Annotated in this window: 15 protein-coding genes; 4 read left to right on the forward strand and 11 right to left on the reverse strand. The window is 46.3% G+C overall.

Going from position 1 to position 16,780, the window contains the following annotated elements:
- Nucleotides 1–147: 147 nt before the first annotated feature.
- On the forward strand, nucleotides 148–549 hold the full coding sequence (locus C170_RS14795; RefSeq protein WP_036610775.1) for a secondary thiamine-phosphate synthase enzyme YjbQ: 402 nt from the start codon (nucleotides 148–150) through the stop codon (nucleotides 547–549).
- Nucleotides 550–739: 190 nt separating this feature from the next.
- On the opposite strand, the gene C170_RS14800 is transcribed toward C170_RS14795, so the two are convergent.
- The 5 genes from C170_RS14800 to tkt form a co-directional block, all read right to left on the reverse strand.
- Complete coding sequence (locus tag C170_RS14800) at nucleotides 740–1,342, reverse strand: TetR/AcrR family transcriptional regulator (RefSeq protein WP_036610783.1); 603 nt, start codon at nucleotides 1,340–1,342, stop codon at nucleotides 740–742.
- Nucleotides 1,343–1,347: 5 nt separating this feature from the next.
- Nucleotides 1,348–1,980, reverse strand: coding sequence for a YigZ family protein (locus C170_RS14805; RefSeq protein ID WP_036610785.1), 633 nt, complete (start codon nucleotides 1,978–1,980; stop codon nucleotides 1,348–1,350).
- Between the two features lie 175 nt (nucleotides 1,981–2,155).
- On the reverse strand, nucleotides 2,156–3,511 hold the full coding sequence (locus C170_RS14810; protein ID WP_017689982.1) for a glucose-6-phosphate isomerase: 1,356 nt from the start codon (nucleotides 3,509–3,511) through the stop codon (nucleotides 2,156–2,158).
- 236 nt (nucleotides 3,512–3,747) lie between these two features.
- The gene (ppnP, locus tag C170_RS14815) at nucleotides 3,748–4,065 is read right to left on the reverse strand and encodes a pyrimidine/purine nucleoside phosphorylase (protein WP_017689983.1); all 318 of its coding nucleotides are present in this window, start codon (nucleotides 4,063–4,065) and stop codon (nucleotides 3,748–3,750) included.
- Nucleotides 4,066–4,437: 372 nt separating this feature from the next.
- Nucleotides 4,438–6,480: a transketolase gene (gene tkt, locus C170_RS14820; RefSeq protein WP_036610788.1), complete on the reverse strand. Its 2,043-nt coding sequence runs from the start codon at nucleotides 6,478–6,480 to the stop codon at nucleotides 4,438–4,440.
- Nucleotides 6,481–6,917: 437 nt separating this feature from the next.
- Between tkt and C170_RS14825 the strand changes: the two genes are divergently transcribed.
- Nucleotides 6,918–7,397 (forward strand): hypothetical protein, encoded by a 480-nt coding sequence (locus tag C170_RS14825; protein ID WP_051447178.1) that lies wholly within the window; start codon nucleotides 6,918–6,920, stop codon nucleotides 7,395–7,397.
- A gap of 74 nt (nucleotides 7,398–7,471) precedes the next feature.
- Here the strand turns inward: C170_RS14825 and purU are convergent, their stop codons facing one another.
- Together purU and C170_RS14835 are read right to left on the reverse strand one after the other, a co-directional pair.
- Nucleotides 7,472–8,365 (reverse strand): formyltetrahydrofolate deformylase, encoded by an 894-nt coding sequence (purU, locus tag C170_RS14830; RefSeq protein ID WP_017689986.1) that lies wholly within the window; start codon nucleotides 8,363–8,365, stop codon nucleotides 7,472–7,474.
- 42 nt (nucleotides 8,366–8,407) lie between these two features.
- Nucleotides 8,408–9,514: a deoxyribonuclease IV gene (locus C170_RS14835; RefSeq protein ID WP_036610791.1), complete on the reverse strand. Its 1,107-nt coding sequence runs from the start codon at nucleotides 9,512–9,514 to the stop codon at nucleotides 8,408–8,410.
- A 170-nt stretch (nucleotides 9,515–9,684) separates the two neighbouring features.
- Here C170_RS14835 and C170_RS14840 point away from each other — a divergent pair, with 170 nt between their 5' ends.
- Both C170_RS14840 and C170_RS14845 read left to right on the forward strand, forming a co-directional pair.
- Nucleotides 9,685–10,152, forward strand: a complete 468-nt coding sequence (locus C170_RS14840) for a DUF2621 domain-containing protein (protein ID WP_036610792.1) — start codon at nucleotides 9,685–9,687, stop codon at nucleotides 10,150–10,152.
- Between the two features lie 159 nt (nucleotides 10,153–10,311).
- Nucleotides 10,312–11,223, forward strand: coding sequence for a TIGR01777 family oxidoreductase (locus C170_RS14845; RefSeq protein ID WP_036610794.1), 912 nt, complete (start codon nucleotides 10,312–10,314; stop codon nucleotides 11,221–11,223).
- Nucleotides 11,224–11,235: 12 nt separating this feature from the next.
- On the opposite strand, the gene C170_RS14850 is transcribed toward C170_RS14845, so the two are convergent.
- From C170_RS14850 to C170_RS14865, 4 genes are all read right to left on the reverse strand, one after another.
- A complete protein-coding gene (locus C170_RS14850) occupies nucleotides 11,236–12,963 on the reverse strand; it encodes a DUF6382 domain-containing protein (protein WP_162158973.1) in 1,728 nt (575 codons plus the stop codon).
- A gap of 94 nt (nucleotides 12,964–13,057) precedes the next feature.
- Nucleotides 13,058–13,573: an A24 family peptidase gene (locus tag C170_RS14855; RefSeq protein ID WP_036610798.1), complete on the reverse strand. Its 516-nt coding sequence runs from the start codon at nucleotides 13,571–13,573 to the stop codon at nucleotides 13,058–13,060.
- Nucleotides 13,574–13,584: 11 nt separating this feature from the next.
- Nucleotides 13,585–14,616: a hypothetical protein gene (locus tag C170_RS14860; RefSeq protein WP_051447179.1), complete on the reverse strand. Its 1,032-nt coding sequence runs from the start codon at nucleotides 14,614–14,616 to the stop codon at nucleotides 13,585–13,587.
- Nucleotides 14,617–14,645: 29 nt separating this feature from the next.
- Entirely contained in the window at nucleotides 14,646–16,763 is a 2,118-nt protein-coding gene (locus tag C170_RS14865) for a hypothetical protein (protein ID WP_051447180.1), read from the reverse strand.
- Nucleotides 16,764–16,780: the final 17 nt, after the last annotated feature.

Below are 16,780 nucleotides of genomic sequence, written 5' to 3' on the forward strand. Positions count from 1 at the left end.
GATCAATTAATAAAATCACTTCAGGTTATTTCTGACCTCTCCGTTATTGTGCGATTCACATATCCGTCTTCATATGTGGTTTGTTTGGTATGTAGTGGTTAAGGTACAATCGAGGGTAAGAACAGAGATGATAAGGAGTGATCTAACATGTTACACAAGAAGAATATATCCACTTCGACACGAGATGAAATGAAGGATATCACATGGGACGTAAAGCAGGTTGTCCAGAGTAGCGGGGTGCAGAATGGGACGGTCCTCATCTACTGTCCACATACGACGGCGGGGATAGCCATCAACGAAAATGCAGACCCGGATGTGAAACACGATATCTTGTTGCGCCTGGACGAAGTGTACCCTTGGGAGCACCCCGAGTATCGACACGCCGAAGGCAATACAGCCTCTCACCTCAAATCGATCACAACAGGACCATCACAGACGGTGATTATTCACGAAGGCAGGCTGCTGCTCGGCCGCTGGCAAGGCATTTACTTTTGCGAATTCGATGGACCACGTGAGCGGGAGTACTTTCTCAAAATCATGGAAGGTTAGTTGGGTCCAATAGACCTGCCACCAACTCGTTCATTTTTTGCAAACACAAACAGGCGGTCCACCCTCATTCCGGGTCGGAGCCGCCTGACTTGGTCTACTGCGCATATTAACTTTCGCGAGACAACGTTATAAAGAATTAAAGTTATGACAAATCACCGCCCTGAAGTGTAGGGGTGCAACAACAGCGCCATTATTGGTCGCCAGACTGCTGACCCAGATTGCGGCACAGCACTTTGACATGAGACAGCGCAGACGATTCAATCTCCACAAACGTTAAACGGTCCTGAATGTAATAAGAAATGAATCCGTGCATAGCCAAAAATAGCGTACGCGGTACCCTTTGAATATCCTCTTCCGTACAGTTCGCTTCATTCATATACTGCCTTATAATCGATGCAAACAATTCGAAGCAACGCCCCTGTTCGGTACGACAATAAGACAACAGTTCTTCGTCCCTGATCATAAACATAATTTCGTATTGGTATGGATTCTCCAGACCAAAGCGAATAAACTCCATCATAATGTGCTCTACCTTGCTCACATCATCACGAACCGGCCTGACCATGGCTTGCAGCAGCAAATGCCCCAGATGATTAAAATCTTCAACCACGATGGCATAGAACAGCTCTGCCTTTTCCTTAAAGTGATAATACAGCGACCCATGACTATAGCCCAGATGCTGGCCGATGCTTCGCATCGAAATGGCGCGGTATCCTTTGGTAATAAAAAGGTGCCTCGCCGCCTCCAGTATCCGCTCCCTCGACAACTCCTGTTCGACTGCTCTTCTAGCCATATATTTTATTCCCCTTCAATAAAATAAAGCCGCTGTCCCTCCGTGATCCGGGATTGCCCTTGCGTCAAATCCGTGATCCAGGCTACAAAAGCCTCGGTTTCACTATCCGGCGGAAGACAAGTCAACGTAACCTTATCGGTGAATCCAGTTTCACCTGTACGGACTTCCCGGCTTCTTAACTCATTTTCCACTTTACCCAGCCACGTATAATCCAGTTCAACAAACACTTCACGATGCAGTACGTTGGTAATGGCTTCTCCGGCTTCAATGGCTGCTACAGCTCCATCCGTATAAGCACGAATTAACCCGCCAGCTCCAAGCATAATTCCCCCGAAGTATCGCGTAACCACAATTGCCACATTTTTTAATTTCTGATTTTTGATCACTTCAAGAATGGGTTTCCCTGCTGTTCCGCTGGGTTCACCGTCATCGGATTGCTTCTGGATCTCGTCCCGCTCCCCAATCATGTATGCAGAGCAGTTATGAGTTGCATTCCAATGTTTTTTCTTGATCTCATCGATGAAGGCAACAGCCTCTTCCTCTGTCGTGACCGGCATAATATGACCGATAAATCGCGACTTCTTGATTACAATTTCCAGATTGCCCGGTCCTCGAACCGTGCGATAACGTTCAATCATCCTAAATCCAACTTTCTGATCTTTTCCTGAGTCCATTTTACAAGAAAGCAGTTCACCGCGCGAACGCGGACGAACTGCCCTGGTTATCTACATCCGGGAACCCTGCCCTTACACGAACAGTGATTCCCGGTTAGATTTACATTACCTTATTCAACTATATGAGCAAACTAATGAATTATTCGGAAAGTCTCGCTTCGAGCGCTGCTTTCTCTTCTTCAAAGCCTGGTTTGCCCAGCAATGCGAACATATTTTTCTTGTAAGCTTCCACGCCTGGTTGGTCAAATGGATTGACGCCCAGCAGGTAGCCACTGATACCGCATGCTTTTTCAAAGAAGTATACCAGATATCCGAAAGAATATGGAGTCATATCTGGAATGTTCACAATCAGGTTTGGTACTTGACCATCCGTATGTGCAAGCAGTGTTCCTTGGAACGCTTTTTTGTTAACAAAGTCCATAGTTTTGCCTTCAAGGAAGTTCAAACCATCCAGATCGTCCGGATCGGATTTGATTGAGATATGCTCAGCAACTTCAGTAACTTGGATAACAGTTTCGAAGATATTCCGGCTACCTTCCTGGATGAATTGACCCATGGAGTGCAAGTCTGTAGAGAAATCAACGGATGCAGGATAGATCCCTTTGTAATCTTTACCTTCACTCTCTCCAAACAGTTGTTTCCACCACTCGGACACGAAGTGCAGGGATGGCTCATAGTTTACAAGGATCTCAGTGCCTTTGCCTTTGCGATACAATGCGTTACGAACAGCAGCATATTGATATGCTTCATTCTCAGCTACGTTCGGGTTGCTGTATTCTTTGGATGCGTCAGCCGCACCTTGCATCATTTCTTCGATGCTGATACCCGCTGCTGCGATTGGCAGCAAACCTACAGCTGTCAGAACGGAGTAACGTCCACCTACATCATCCGGGATAATGAAAGATTCGTATCCTTCTGCATTTGCCAGTTCTTTCAGTGCACCACGTGCTTTGTCTGTTGTAGCATAGATGCGTTTGCGTGCTTCTTCTTTACCATATTTCTCTTCCAGTGCTGCACGGAAGATACGGAAAGCAATTGCCGGCTCTGTTGTTGTACCGGATTTGGAGATAACATTGACGGAGAAATCTTTGCCTTCAACCAGATCCAGCAAATGAGTTACATATGTGGAACTGATATTGTTTCCTGCAAAGTAGATTTCAGGCGTTTTGCGTTTGTCTTTTGGCAGATTGTTATAGAAAGAGTGAGTCAGCATTTCGATCGCTGCACGTGCACCCAGGTATGATCCACCGATACCGATAACGATCAGTACTTCGGAGTCGCTTTGGATTTTGGCAGCCGCTTTTTGAATGCGAGCAAACTCTTCTTTGTCATAAGCCGTTGGCAGGTCAATCCAGCCCAGATAATCGGAGCCTGTTCCTGTTCCGTTGTGAAGCTGCTCATGAGCCAGACGAATCGGTTCTGCGAAATAATCCACTTCGTGCTGATTTACAAATTGCAATGCCGTGCTATAGTCAAATGTCACTTTTTTTGCCATGATCTCAAAAACCTCCTGATTTCGATTATAGTGCGTGTTCAAACTTTGTAATCAAAAGCGGACTTTTTGAACAACCTCTTATATTATGTCCGTATTCCATTCTAAACAACTTGCCTTAAGGATACTTCAAATCCACGGGGCTGACAAGCTTGCAGCTCGAACTTTGTCGTTAGAATTCAAGAAGCAAAAAGGGTAAACCGAATCCGCGGGTTGCGGTTCTGCTTACCCTTCTTATGTTATTCCGCCGGGTACGAGCAGACGTAGTCAGTAACGCTGCGTATCTCCAGTTTGAATTTGGATTCGGCAGGCACGTGGAACGTAGCTTGACCTTGAATCTCTTGCCACTCTTCTTCACCGGGAAGCAATACTTTCAGATCTCCGGACAGAATCTCCATAATTTCACGGGAATCCGTACCGAACTCATAACTGCCTGGAAGCATGATGCCCAGAGTCACTTTGCTGCCATCCCCCAAAATAACCGTTCTGCTGGTTACTTGACCATCATAATAAATGTTGGCCTCTTTCACTACACTGACTTGATCGAATTGTGACATGCGTACCCGCTCCCCTGAAGTTAATGAAAACAAAAGGCAAAACAGATCAGGGCGATAACGAGTTACCGCCCATGCTCTGCGGAAATAACTTACTGCCATGGATCAGGACAGCATGATGCCCTCCCAACCATAGCAGTGCTTATGAAGCTATAAGTGCGTGTTCAAAAAGTCAGGTTTTCAGTACCGAGAAGATGGGATGAAGCTAGAAATGGAGTAGCGGAGCGTAGGAGAAAACTACGTGAGCAACTACAATGTTTCCGAAGGAAACATACTCCGTAAGCATATTCTTATTCGGCTGAATCCCATCTTCGACGCTGATGATGCCGTGAGGCATCCTTCGTAATCAAAAGCAGACTTTTTGAACAACCTCTATTACAGCAATGCTTTTACGCGGCTAACCACGTTATCCACTGTAAAGCCGTATTCTTGGATAACACGGTCGCCAGGCGCGGAAGCACCAAATGTGCTGATTCCGAGAATGTCACCTTGATCGCCAACATATTTCTCCCAGCCCATTGGATAAGCCATTTCGATTGCAAGACGAGCTTTAACATCCGGAAGAAGAACGGACTCTTTATAAGCTTTGTCTTGTTTCTCGAACAGATCCCAGCTTGGCATGCTGATTACGCGAACTTGGATGCCTTGTTCTGCAAGTGCTGCTTGAGCTTTAACAGCCAATTGCACTTCAGAACCTGTAGCGATAATTTGTGCTACCGCTTTGCCATCTTTTGCATCAGAGACAACATAAGCACCACGTTTCACGTTCTCACGTGAACCTTCAACCGTACCTTCCAGGATCGGCAGGTTTTGACGAGTGAGTACAAGTGCAACCGGGTTGCTCTTGTTCTCAAGCGCGTAAGCCCAAGCAGCCGAAGTTTCATTACCATCAGCCGGACGAATAACCGTCAGGTTAGGAATGATACGCAGGGATGCCAATTGCTCGATCGGTTCGTGCGTAGGACCGTCTTCACCAACAGCGATACTGTCGTGAGTCAGAACATACGTTACAGGCAATCCCATCAGGGCAGCCAGACGAACAGCCGGACGCAGGTAATCGGTAAATACGAAGAACGTACCTCCGAATACTTTCACACCGCTGTGCAGTGCCATACCGTTCATTGCTCCAGCCATACCGAATTCACGGATACCGAAGTAGATGTTACGGCCGGAGTAATCTTCAGGTGTGAAGTTCTCCAGGTTGTTCAAGTGAGTCATTGTGGAGCTTTCCAAGTCAGCAGATCCACCTGTCAGTTGTGGCACGTTGTGTGCCAGACCGTTCAGAGCGTTACCGGATGCTACACGAGTGGAAAGAGCTTTGTCTGTTGCTGCATATTTAGGAAGATCACGGTCCCAACCTTCTGGAAGGTCGCCGTTAATCGCTGTTTCGAATTGAGCTGCCAGCTCAGGGAAAGCTTTTTTGTACTCGGCAAATTTCTCGTCCCAAGCTTTGTTAGCAGAGATACCACGATCTTTCACTTGTGCAAAGTGATCGCGAACTTCAGCTGGTACGTGGAAGTTTTCTTCGTAAACCCATTTGTAATACTCTTTAGTCAATTTGGCTTCGTCTGCACCCAGTGGAGATCCGTGAGTACCGCCGTGGCCGCCTTTACCTTGTTTGTTCGGGCTACCATAACCGATAACCGTTTTAACTTCGATCAGTGTAGGACGCAGTGTATCTGCTTGACCTTCCTGAATTGCTTTTTCGATTGCAGGCAGATCGTTACCATCTTCAACGCGCAACACTTGCCAGCCATAAGCTTCAAAACGCTTCGCGATGCTTTCGGAAGAAGACAGATCCAGTTTACCATCCAACGTGATGTCATTGGAGTCGAACAACATGATCAATTTGCCCAGGTGTAAACGTCCAGCCAGGGAAGCTGATTCATGAGATACGCCTTCCATCAAGTCGCCATCACCACAGATTGCGTAAGTGTAGTGGTCAACTACGTTGAATTTGTCTTTATTGTATGTTGCGCCCAGTTGAGCTTCAGCCATCGCCATACCTACAGCCATTGCAATACCTTGACCCAGTGGGCCGGTTGTTGCATCAACACCTGCAGTATGTCCGAATTCCGGGTGACCCGGAGTTTTGCTTCCCCATTGACGGAACTGTTTCAGTTCTTCCATTGGAAGATCATATCCGCTCAGGTGCAGCAAGCTGTACAGCAACATGGAGCCATGTCCTGCAGACAGGACAAAACGGTCCCGGTTAACCCAAGTTGGGTGGTCCGGGTTATGAGTCATCGTTTTTGCAAAAAGTTGGTACCCCATTGGAGCGGAGCCCATAGGCATACCCGGATGTCCGGAATTTGCCTTCTCAATTGCATCAATCGCCAAAGTACGTACGGTAGTAATCGACAGGTTGTCGATTGTAGTGTTCTCGTCCTTTTGAATCGCTTCGTTCTTGTCAGTCATGGTTTGTCCTCCTCATGTCTTTAGATAAGTCGGGTGCGCAAGCGAATCCCTCTCATCATACAAGCAAACCGAATTTCACAATAAGTGAATCCGCTTGAGTGTTTCATTTTGACTTATTCACTTTTGTATTGTATCACTTGGCGTGAAGCTTTTCCATAACCTTCTTTTAGAAGTTCGTGAAAAATTGGTGGTTTGTGATGAATAATCCTTGTCCTATCAAGCAAAAATCGTACTGTACAAGGTACTAAATTCCAAAAACAGACTTAAGGAGCCTCGCAAATCCATCGCATGAAGTATAACCTTTAACCTGAAAACCATGCATTTTTTAGATATTCATCCTCAATTCACATATAATGTTCCTTAATATGGATTACAAAATTCGGGCTGTGGTTTACTTTTTTCAGATGTACACGCGTCAATCATAGGAGGTCTCGATCATGCCAGATCCTGCTGCTCACCCATCAACATCGGCAAAACACTCATTACCCTGGATATCCGGTATTTTAACGGGAATTCTCTCGGGAGTTGTCCTGGGATTTTTCCTCAAAATGATTCAGGCCATCACAGGTGAACAAGTATATACTCTGCTGCTGAATATTGATTTTGTGCCTGGTCTTCCGCCAACCTTACCCGAATTCATTGAATTTGCTTTGCATCTCATCGTGTCCGTTGTCATCGGTATCTTCTATCTGTGGTGGGTAAGGCATTCAGGCCGCCCTATGATCAAAGGAATTTTACTTGGTGCAGTCTCGTCCTTGCTCTATATCCCACTCTCTCAATTGTCATCACGTGTGCCAGACCTGTACGATGTGTCCGCCATCCTCTACTGGATTGTAGGACATCTGCTGTTTGGTATTATGCTTGGCTTGTGCGGAAAGTATATCAACACAACAAAAAAAGCGACTCCCATTTCGTAAACGAATTGGGGTCGCTTTATTGTTAGTCTATTACGTGGTTCCGAATCAACCTTGCACAGTATTAAAGCGTGAGCTTAAAATACAACGGTTTTATTTTCGTGAACAAGAACACGGTCTTCGACATGCCATTTCACGGCACGTGCGAGCACAACACGCTCAATGGTACGTCCAATACGCTTCAGCTCGGTTACATCGTCCCCGTGGCTTACACGCTGCACATCCTGTTCAATAATCGGGCCGCCATCCAGTTCTTCCGTAACATAGTGCGCTGTCGCACCGATAATTTTGACACCGCGGTTGTACGCCTGCGCATACGGTTTACCACCCACGAAGGCTGGCAGGAACGAATGGTGAATATTAATGATTCGATTGCGGTAATGCTCAATGAACATCGGAGAGATAATCTGCATGTAACGAGCCAGAATGATCACATCCACATCGTTGCCGATGACGTCCAGTTGGCGCTGTTCCGCTTCTTTCTTCGTATCTGCTGTAACTGGGATATGATGATATGGAATGCCAAATGATTCTACATAGTCCTTCATGTCCAGATGGTTGCTGACCACAAGCGCAATATCTGCATCCAGGTCGCCTGCCTGCCATTGCCACAACAATTCAACCAGACAGTGATCTTCTTTGGACACAAAGATAGCCAGTTTCTTCTTGCGGCTGACCGCAGATAACGTCCATTCCATCTGGAAACGGCTTGCTACTTCTGCAAAATCAGCTTCCAGTTTCGGCAAATTGACCAACAATTGCGGAAGATCAAACTCAATCCGCATAAAGAACATGCCGCCAGCAGGGTCCATTGTATACTGGTCCGACTGAACAATGTTTGCACCATGCTGGTGCAGGAAATGAGATACGGCAGCTACAATTCCTGGACCATCCGGACAGGAAATAAGCATGCGCGCACGATCGGCGCGGTTTTTAGAATCAGGGCGTACTTGTTTAGCGTGGATCTCCATCGGGTTATTCTTCCTCCTTCAATTAAGCCATGACCTGCGGGATTAACCCGCAAGCCATGCAATCAAGCGATGATTCAGTTGTTCTTCATTCAAATGCGGGAATAGTGCAGCTTCAGTCACCATGTCATAGAGGCGTTCCAGCGGTTCGCGCGGATCTGCCTTTTTGGCTTTGGCATCATTTTTGAGCAACGTCCACACATCCAGAATATACGAACGAGACTCAATCTCTTTACCTTTGAAAAAGTGTTGCAACTGTTCTACTTCTGTCAGGAAATCCTGGCCGAATCGACCGGCAACATCCCCACGAAGCAGCGCAATCTCCACCTCATACATTGGACGCTGTGTCTTGGCCTCTTTACCAATCCAAGGTGTCTCCAGAATAAATGGACGTCCTTGAAGCTTCTCATGGTTGACGATGCGGTTAATCGCTTCAAACCCGATCCAGCCAGAGCCAGTTGGTGTATGACGGTCCTTATGCGCACCCACAGCATTCTTACTATCATTAATATGCATTACGGCAATGCGGTCAAGTCCTACCGTACGATCGAATTGTTCCAGTACACCGTCAAAATCATTAACGATATCATATCCGGCATCATGAATGTGACATGTATCCATACACACAGTCAGGCGCTCGTTATATGTTACTTTCTCGATAATCTGAGCGATCTCTTCGAAACTGCGACCCATCTCCGTACCTTTGCCAGCCATGGTTTCCAGAGCGATGTTCACATCTGTGTCTTTCACACCCTCCAGCACTTCATTCAATCCTTCTGCGATCCGTCCGATCCCATAGTGGGCATCTTTGTCTGTAAATGCGCCGGGATGTAATACGATGTTTTTCACACCAATAGCATGTGTCCGACGAATCTCTTCCTGAAGGAAATCTACAGCCAGTCTAAACGTATTATCTTTGTATGAGCCAAGATTAACAATGTACGGTGCATGGACAACGATATCTTCCATTCCACCCTCTTGCATGGCAACCTTGCCTTCCTCAATATACATGGACTCAATTGGCTTGCGACGTGTATTCTGTGGTGCACCCGTATATATCATAAACGAACTGGAACCGTACGAGGACGCTTCCTTCGTTGCACTCAATAATCCCTTGTCCGAAAAGGACACGTGGGAGCCGATTTTCAGCATTATTGATCCCCCTTATTCTGAATTATCCCTTATTCTAACGCGATTATCGAAATAAATCTAGAAATGCGCTATAATTCGGGATAGAGGCTATTTTTTACAGCTAATATGTGGAACATGGGTAGGCGGAATCCGTCTTTCCGTGAAAATCAATGAACCGAGGTGACTCCGCAATGATTTTCGACTCCTACGCGATAATACTAAACAGCTATTCCCCCAGCAATTGGTTTATGAATACGATCGCATTCTGGACTTTTTTATTGCTAGGCAGCATGTGTATCGGTGGATTTTTCATGATGCGCAAGTTTTTGAAAGTGCTACCAAAAGCAGACGGAAAGTCCAAACTGGATTGGCAGAATTATTGGGTTGAAGCCAGCCGTCACTTATGGACAGATGAAGCCAAAGCTTTTTTGGATCAACTAGTGGAGCCTGTGCCCGGGCCATTTCGTGACATCGCCAAACATTCCATTGCTGCAGAGATCGGTAAGATTGCAGTCGAAGACAATGCCACGGAAGTATCGAGAGATCATTGCATCAAAGGATACATTATTGCCACACCGAAGCGGGATAATAAGTTTTTGGTAAAATTTTTGGAGAAAAACAAAATCGATTATTCCCCTTATCAACATTTGATTAAATAAAATAAAAGATGAGTTAAGTGGCATATAGATTTGGTTAATTAGATACAGATATGCTCCGTCAGGTAAGTTGTTCCCAACAGGCATTGCTTACCGTACGGGGCTGTTTGTCGATCCAACGGTATGTATCAGCGCAGTGAAATTACAGAGAGGATGTTTGATATGAAAATTGCCATTTGTGGAGGTACCGGATTTGTAGGAGGAGCACTTGTAGATTACTGGTTGCAAGCCGGGCACCATGTGAAAGTTATTACACGAAAACTGCCTGACTTGCATAATCCAAGTAAAAATCTTACATATATATCGTGGGAACAAGTCGAAGAACAACCTCACTTGTTGGAAGGTATGGACGCTCTCGTTAACCTTGCCGGAGAAACGCTGAATCAACGATGGACAACCAAGGCGAAGCTGGAGATTGTTGAATCCAGAGTCACGACCGTAGCGCGGGTAGCCCGATTGGTAGAATCCCTGGAACAAAAGCCGGAAGTCGTCGTTCAGGCTTCTGCCATGGCCATCTATGGAACCTCTCCTAACGAAACCTTTGACGAGAGCAGTCCGCAAAAATCAATGAATTTTCCGTCCCGGGTCTCGGAACAATGGGAAGTTGCTGCAGATGCAATCAAAAATGTAAGACTCGTTAAAATCCGGGTAAGTCTGGTTCTTGGACATAAAAGAGGTGCTTTTCCATTGATGAAACTTCCTTATATGCTGGGTGTTGGTGGCAAGATCGGCAGTGGCAAGCAATGGACTAGCTGGATTCACATTATGGATATCGTAAGACTCATTGATTTTAGCATTCAAAATAAACAAGTGTCAGGTCCGGTCAATGCTTCCTCACCGAACCCTGTTACCAATGATGAATTCGGTCGTACGGTCGGTAAAGTGTATCATCGCCCTCACTGGTTCCCCGTACCCAGCTTCCTGATTAAAACTTTGGTCGGAGAACTATCCGTTGTCGTGCTTCAGGGGCAGAGAGTCATTCCGCAAAAAGCTCTCGACCACGGATTCCAGTTCACCTTCCCAACCTTAACCCAGGCACTGGAAGATCTGAAACACCGCGGCTTATCTGACTGATTGAACTATGCCTTATCCAACCGACCGATAAGTGTAAACAGATTCTGCAAGTGTAAATGTGTCTCCATCCGCCAATGGATACTCCTTATACGGAGCAAGAATATTGCCCTGAAGAATGGTTCCATTGACGGAACCCAGATCCTTAATCACATAGCCCGATTTGTTCCGGCTCAATTCCACATGAGCACGGGACACACCGGTCGCTGTGTCCACCCACTGAACCATGTCTGCTGATCTTCCGATGACAAAAGATGCTCCTTGCACATCCATCCGTTCATGTTGCTCACTGCTTCCCGATCTTCGTTCAAGATAATAAGACGCCATCACCGGGCCTGCCCCTGTAACATTACTTCCACTCAGATTCTGCAAATTCACGGTTGCCTCTGCAACTGCATCCTGTCGAATTAGCTCTGAAGTTGAAGCTACCGTTTCCACATGGCGTTGAACGAACGGTGGTTCGGAGTGTTCAGATGCCATATGCAAATTTTGAAAACGGGAATGCTCGCTACCACCTTCTGAGGCGGATGCAACCGTTTGGTTTATGCGTTCCACTGGCCTTTCAGCTGCATTCCAGCGCCAACTCTCCTGAAATTGCTCCTCTTCATCATCCGTCTGCTTACCTTTGTTCTTACCTAAATTGAATGAAAAAGACCGCTTATTCTCTGAGGCATTATGAGGGCTTCCTTTACGCTTCCACGTCCATCCTGCTACACCAAGCAAGCCAAGGCTGAGTACCATACACAGGATCATCTGCGTCTGTCCCGGTTGCTCCATGTAAATAAATCTCCATACCAATGCCATGGCAACCATACAGCCCAATATGATATAAGTTACTTTGGAAGATCCGGGCTTTTCCTCCACTTCCATATCAACACGCTCTAGCGAATCATACGAGTTACTTCCTTTCTTATCCATACCGTTTGAACTCTCTAATGGAACTTGCTCAGGTGAGCGCCTGCCTGGAAAGGTTCGAGATCTCACCGGAATGTCTTCAACCTCGAATTCACTTGTTTTCTGCGGCTGACGGAAATTTAGTTGCGGCCCCACAGGAGCATTTTGAACGGGAGCACCAAGTTGATATGGCCGAGAAGTACCAGTGGCTAGCCTGCTATCTCGCTCAGAAATCGACGAATGAAGATCACCTCTTGAATCATTGGGTGTGTCCAAAGTTCTGGACGAGAGAAATGCTGCGCCTCCTCCATTCTCTTGCTCGTCAGCGTATAACTCCAGCAGAAGCTCGCGCAACTGTCTGATATCCCAGCGTTCGTTGTCACATAACTGCAGAACACGCTGAATGCCTTCTCCCTGCAGTTCCTGTACATGTGCCATCAGCCTGATCACTAGCTCACGGAATTGCTGAGGCGTTGGATCAACTTCAACTGTATCCATGATTGGAACATATACTATCCCAAGCTCACCCTGTTCGAATGAACCGTTAATGAACAAAGACTCTTCCTGGATCAATAATTTACGAGGCTCCAACATATACTGTCGGCATTCCGTGAAGGCATCGGCTAGTTGGAACAACAAACCATACAGAACACGCAATTTGATTTTGCTTGACTTTAACATCTGAGATAACATCTTGTACCCTGATATGTCGTACTGCAAAGTTACATTTCGATCGACTTCCCGAATATGAACAGGAAGAAGTCGCGGAATCTGATTGGAGGACAACATCCCCATCTGTACACGGCTCAATTCCTCCATCCGTAACCCGTCTGCTTTCTCCAAAACCATGAAAGCCCCACCATTACGAATAAAATCTCTCGTTAGTCCATACATGCCAATCCTCTCTTTCCATTGTTATTCTCAAATTTCTCGATTCCTTTTTTTAAGGGAAAAGTCCTGAGACAAGGACCGTGATAAACCCGGGCAATACGGCCAGCATAAACGGAAACTTCAATGTCTTCTCTTTGTTTACCAGCTTGAGCGAACCGAGCATAAAAAAACCTGCAAGACTACCTGCCATGCCTCGAATTCTCTTCGCTGAATCTTTACGGAATAGAAGTATCACTAGACCAATTGCGCCCGCGTACAAAACGGAGTAAATAATGACATGCATGCCAAAAGCAAGTCCCGTCCATGCGCCAATCCCACCAAACAATTTCACATCTCCTGCCCCTACGGCTCCAATCGCATACATCAGAAACAAAATGCCAAAACCTGCTGTAAATCCAGCGGCTGAAAACAAGAAACCATCCCAACCTCCCCATATGATATGGGCCAATACGCCAGCAACAGTCACGGGTAAAGTCAATCGATTTGGAATTTTCATTGAACGAATATCTGTAATAAAAGCTGCAATGACGTATATGCCACAGGCAATATAAAACCACTCCACCTCCATCATTCCCTTCCTTATTTTCTGGAGGCCACGGTAAACGTAGTCTCCGTCTTGGCACCGTCCCCTGTCTCGACAACAAAACTCCATGTTCCTTCTGTTGTCCGAGTACCAACAAACCAATTCCATTCAATAATTCCATTCTCATCTGCGGTGGCCCAGCCGATGTGCTTCGCAGAACTTTCACCTGACTTGTAAAATATCGTTAAGTTGGCTGTCGCTCCTGGTTCTACCTTCACCTTGATCGTTGCATTGTTGCCTATGTATGCCGGGTCAGGCTTCGACAGTACCGTTGCTGAACCCGCAGTATCCCCGTCTCCTGCGCTGCCATCTGATCCTTCTCCGGTATCTCCAATCCATACCCGTTCTGCCGCAGCAGCCTGAATCCGAAGTGGTTTACTGAGAAAGGGGACTTTTATAGGCAATTCATAACTCAGTTCAAGTCGGAAGTATGGATTTGTTTTGTTTTTGAGATCTGGTATCGAAATACCATTCACATGAACACGTTCCATATTAAGCAGCGTTGGCTCGATAAAAGGTTGAAGCAGCGGTTTTACCGTGGGATCAAGTACGGTTTCCAAGACGGATGTTTTGATCTCCTGTAGTGGCTGTTCACCACTGGCGGCCGCTGAACGTACCCAATCACTTAAAGGCTCGGGTAGAGAAGAAGCATAACCTTCTGCCCATTCCGTCAGTGATAACTCTGGTATCTTCCAGCCCCCTCCTGAACCTTCTCCGCCGGCAGAATCAGAAGGTGTGAATGCAAGGGATACGGGATATATTTTCGTTGACAATTGCTTCACCGCTTCACCCGCCGTGCTCTGTAACGCTGTGGAGATTAGAGTCATTTGCACTATGAAGATGAGAAACATGATAAAGAATAGAAAGACAGGTAACACCAGTGAAGCTTCCAGAACCATGCTACCCTGTTCCTTTTTTGGAGAACATATCTGCTTTTTGAGAGACTTCAAACGCTGCAATCTGATTATTCGTGTTAAACGAATCTGCTTTTGTGCGCTTTCTTTTTCATAATGTTGCTGCTTATCCATAATCCCTCCACCGAAACGATCCTAATTATTCAATAGGAATAATCCGCCTTCCGCTCAATGAAAAATCGCCCATCTTCAACCTGATCCTCACTACCCATAACTGCACCTATGCTTTTAACCACCCCTGGTAAAAACCACAGTTTGATGCTACTACGCATGTTACCCGAAGCATACGTCTGTTTCTCATCTGGATTCACACCAGTATTCAATCGAATTAGCGCCAGCATTCTGGACATTTTGCGTTCATTGTTACTATGCATCAATAGGAACAATCGGAGATGGTCCCTGTACGTCAGTTTGACTTTGATATACTTGGACAATTCCACACTGCCCTCTTTTGCTAGTTTCATCATATCCGCGATGGCGTTTGTAATCCCGTATAAGATTGCCGCCGATAATACCAGAAGTGGGTTCCCAAGCTTGCTGTGCTCAATTAACCCTTCTGCCGTCCGAATAGCCAGCCGCATCCCAAATATCTCCGCATATGCCGCAGCGATATTACCCGAAGGATTATGAAACCCGTAGACGATATACTCCAGTTCCTGATTCTCCAGTTTGAAAACATCACCAGCATCTCCATCACCTTCAGTCCAGGTAAATAACTGACCAAAATCCATGGAATTGAAATAGGCTAAAGCATATTCATTCTGAAATAATTCGTCGCCAAGACTGTCCAGCAGACCGGACATCCCGCCAAACAAACTGTCCATCCCCTTCATGGCATCGCCACCAGAGTCATAGGGGTCACCCGCAATCTCTGTCTTTTGGGCTTCCTCACGACTAGCCTCATTAAAAGAAATATTAGCGTTGTAATATTCCTCCAACTGTTTGAAAGCGTCCATGGAACCCGAACTTCCATTCTTAATCTGCGACAAGATTCGTTTGACTTCCTTCAATTTCCCTTTGGATTCTTTGTCATTCGCTTTGCGCTGGGCATCCGACCCACGACCACTCTCCAGCTGCTGTTTACTCTGTTGGATGAGATTGGCAGGACCACTACGTACATAGGTGTCCATATATCGTTCCGTAACCTGACTTGCCTGTCTGACCGCCGGTTTAATCGGAACACCGCTCATGGCCGTGACACTGCGAAGCTGTGTATTCAATTCCATGTTGTCTCTTCTGACGTTAGAGAAGTCCGAATTCTGGGAAACAACCCGTGCCTTCAACTGATCAAATAGGCTATCTGCCCTCACAAGCTCCGAAGCAAGAGAACGTGTGCTTTTAGTTTCACTGCCTGATCCAGTAGATGCAGGACTCGTCCCAGGCAAATTCGAGTTGCCGACGTTGTCATAGCTCGCATTCTGCGAACGGTTCTCCCCCTCCGCGATCACACGTTTCATTTCCTCATTAATCTTGCGTGCTTCTTCGATTTTGGACTGTGCTTTCTCCAGCTTCGTTTGATGGGCCTGTAACGCGGGCTGTATGATCATGCTGATGCCTGTCACCACATTACCAACACCAGTCCGATAACGAGCCAGTTCCAATATGTATTGTTGCTCTCTGAACGGCAGTCCCTCATCCGCCTGTTTCTTGTTCAGATAATCTGCATAACGTGCAGCTGCCTCGGCAGCTGTCTCTGGTGTATCTTCCAGCATCTCTTCATAGATGGCCGGTGAAGGCGGGTCCATGATCAACTTCGGAAGATTCTTCAGTTTCTCCGCGGATTCCGTCTGATTGGCAATGGCTTCATCCAGTAATTCTTCACGTTTGTCATATAACTTCTGTAATTTTTTCAGCAAGTCTACCGTGTGCGCGGCTTCCTTCATCTCATCCGATATCGGTTTGAACCGATTGATCACTTCAAGGGTAAAATCAACCGGAGCCCGATACTTCATATCCTCCTGAATCTGGCGATTAAATATATCGTATCTGCCCAGTTCACGCTCCATGCTCAGCGAAGTTGTATCCCACTGGATATCCAGAATGGGGAATCCATCTTTTACAGCTGAAGGCTTCACGCTATCATTCAACACTTTAGCCATAATTGCATCCCCACTGCTGTCCCCATACCCGAATAAACCATACTCCCGGAGTGATGTGTCATAGGCTGACATGACGGATCTCATCGCAGCATGAGTCATGCGTTCGGTCTGCACCTTGAATGCCGCTATACGAGCGTAATCAATAAATATTGCGACAAACATATAAACTCCGGCCAATA

Origin of the sequence: Paenibacillus sp. FSL H7-689 (assembly GCF_000517905.1) — a bacterium.
GTDB lineage: Bacteria > Bacillota > Bacilli > Paenibacillales > Paenibacillaceae > Paenibacillus > Paenibacillus amylolyticus.

Excerpts from the sequence above, each read along its gene's own strand:
- C170_RS14810 (WP_017689982.1), bottom strand. The coding sequence starts at position 3,511 with ATGGCAAAAAAAGTGACATTTGACTATAGCACGGCATTGCAATTTGTA.
- C170_RS14795 (WP_036610775.1), top strand. The coding sequence starts at position 148 with ATGTTACACAAGAAGAATATATCCACTTCGACACGAGATGAAATGAAG.
- C170_RS14805 (WP_036610785.1), bottom strand. The coding sequence starts at position 1,980 with ATGATTGAACGTTATCGCACGGTTCGAGGACCGGGCAATCTGGAAATT.
- C170_RS14840 (WP_036610792.1), top strand. The coding sequence starts at position 9,685 with ATGATTTTCGACTCCTACGCGATAATACTAAACAGCTATTCCCCCAGC.
- tkt (WP_036610788.1), bottom strand. The coding sequence starts at position 6,480 with ATGACTGACAAGAACGAAGCGATTCAAAAGGACGAGAACACTACAATC.
- C170_RS14825 (WP_051447178.1), top strand. The coding sequence starts at position 6,918 with ATGCCAGATCCTGCTGCTCACCCATCAACATCGGCAAAACACTCATTA.
- C170_RS14865 (WP_051447180.1), bottom strand. The coding sequence starts at position 16,763 with ATGTTTGTCGCAATATTTATTGATTACGCTCGTATAGCGGCATTCAAG.
- purU (WP_017689986.1), bottom strand. The coding sequence starts at position 8,365 with ATGGAGATCCACGCTAAACAAGTACGCCCTGATTCTAAAAACCGCGCC.
- C170_RS14860 (WP_051447179.1), bottom strand. The coding sequence starts at position 14,616 with ATGGATAAGCAGCAACATTATGAAAAAGAAAGCGCACAAAAGCAGATT.
- C170_RS14855 (WP_036610798.1), bottom strand. The coding sequence starts at position 13,573 with ATGGAGGTGGAGTGGTTTTATATTGCCTGTGGCATATACGTCATTGCA.
- C170_RS14800 (WP_036610783.1), bottom strand. The coding sequence starts at position 1,342 with ATGGCTAGAAGAGCAGTCGAACAGGAGTTGTCGAGGGAGCGGATACTG.
- C170_RS14845 (WP_036610794.1), top strand. The coding sequence starts at position 10,312 with ATGAAAATTGCCATTTGTGGAGGTACCGGATTTGTAGGAGGAGCACTT.
- ppnP (WP_017689983.1), bottom strand. The coding sequence starts at position 4,065 with ATGTCACAATTCGATCAAGTCAGTGTAGTGAAAGAGGCCAACATTTAT.
- C170_RS14835 (WP_036610791.1), bottom strand. The coding sequence starts at position 9,514 with ATGCTGAAAATCGGCTCCCACGTGTCCTTTTCGGACAAGGGATTATTG.
- C170_RS14850 (WP_162158973.1), bottom strand. The coding sequence starts at position 12,963 with ATGGTTTTGGAGAAAGCAGACGGGTTACGGATGGAGGAATTGAGCCGT.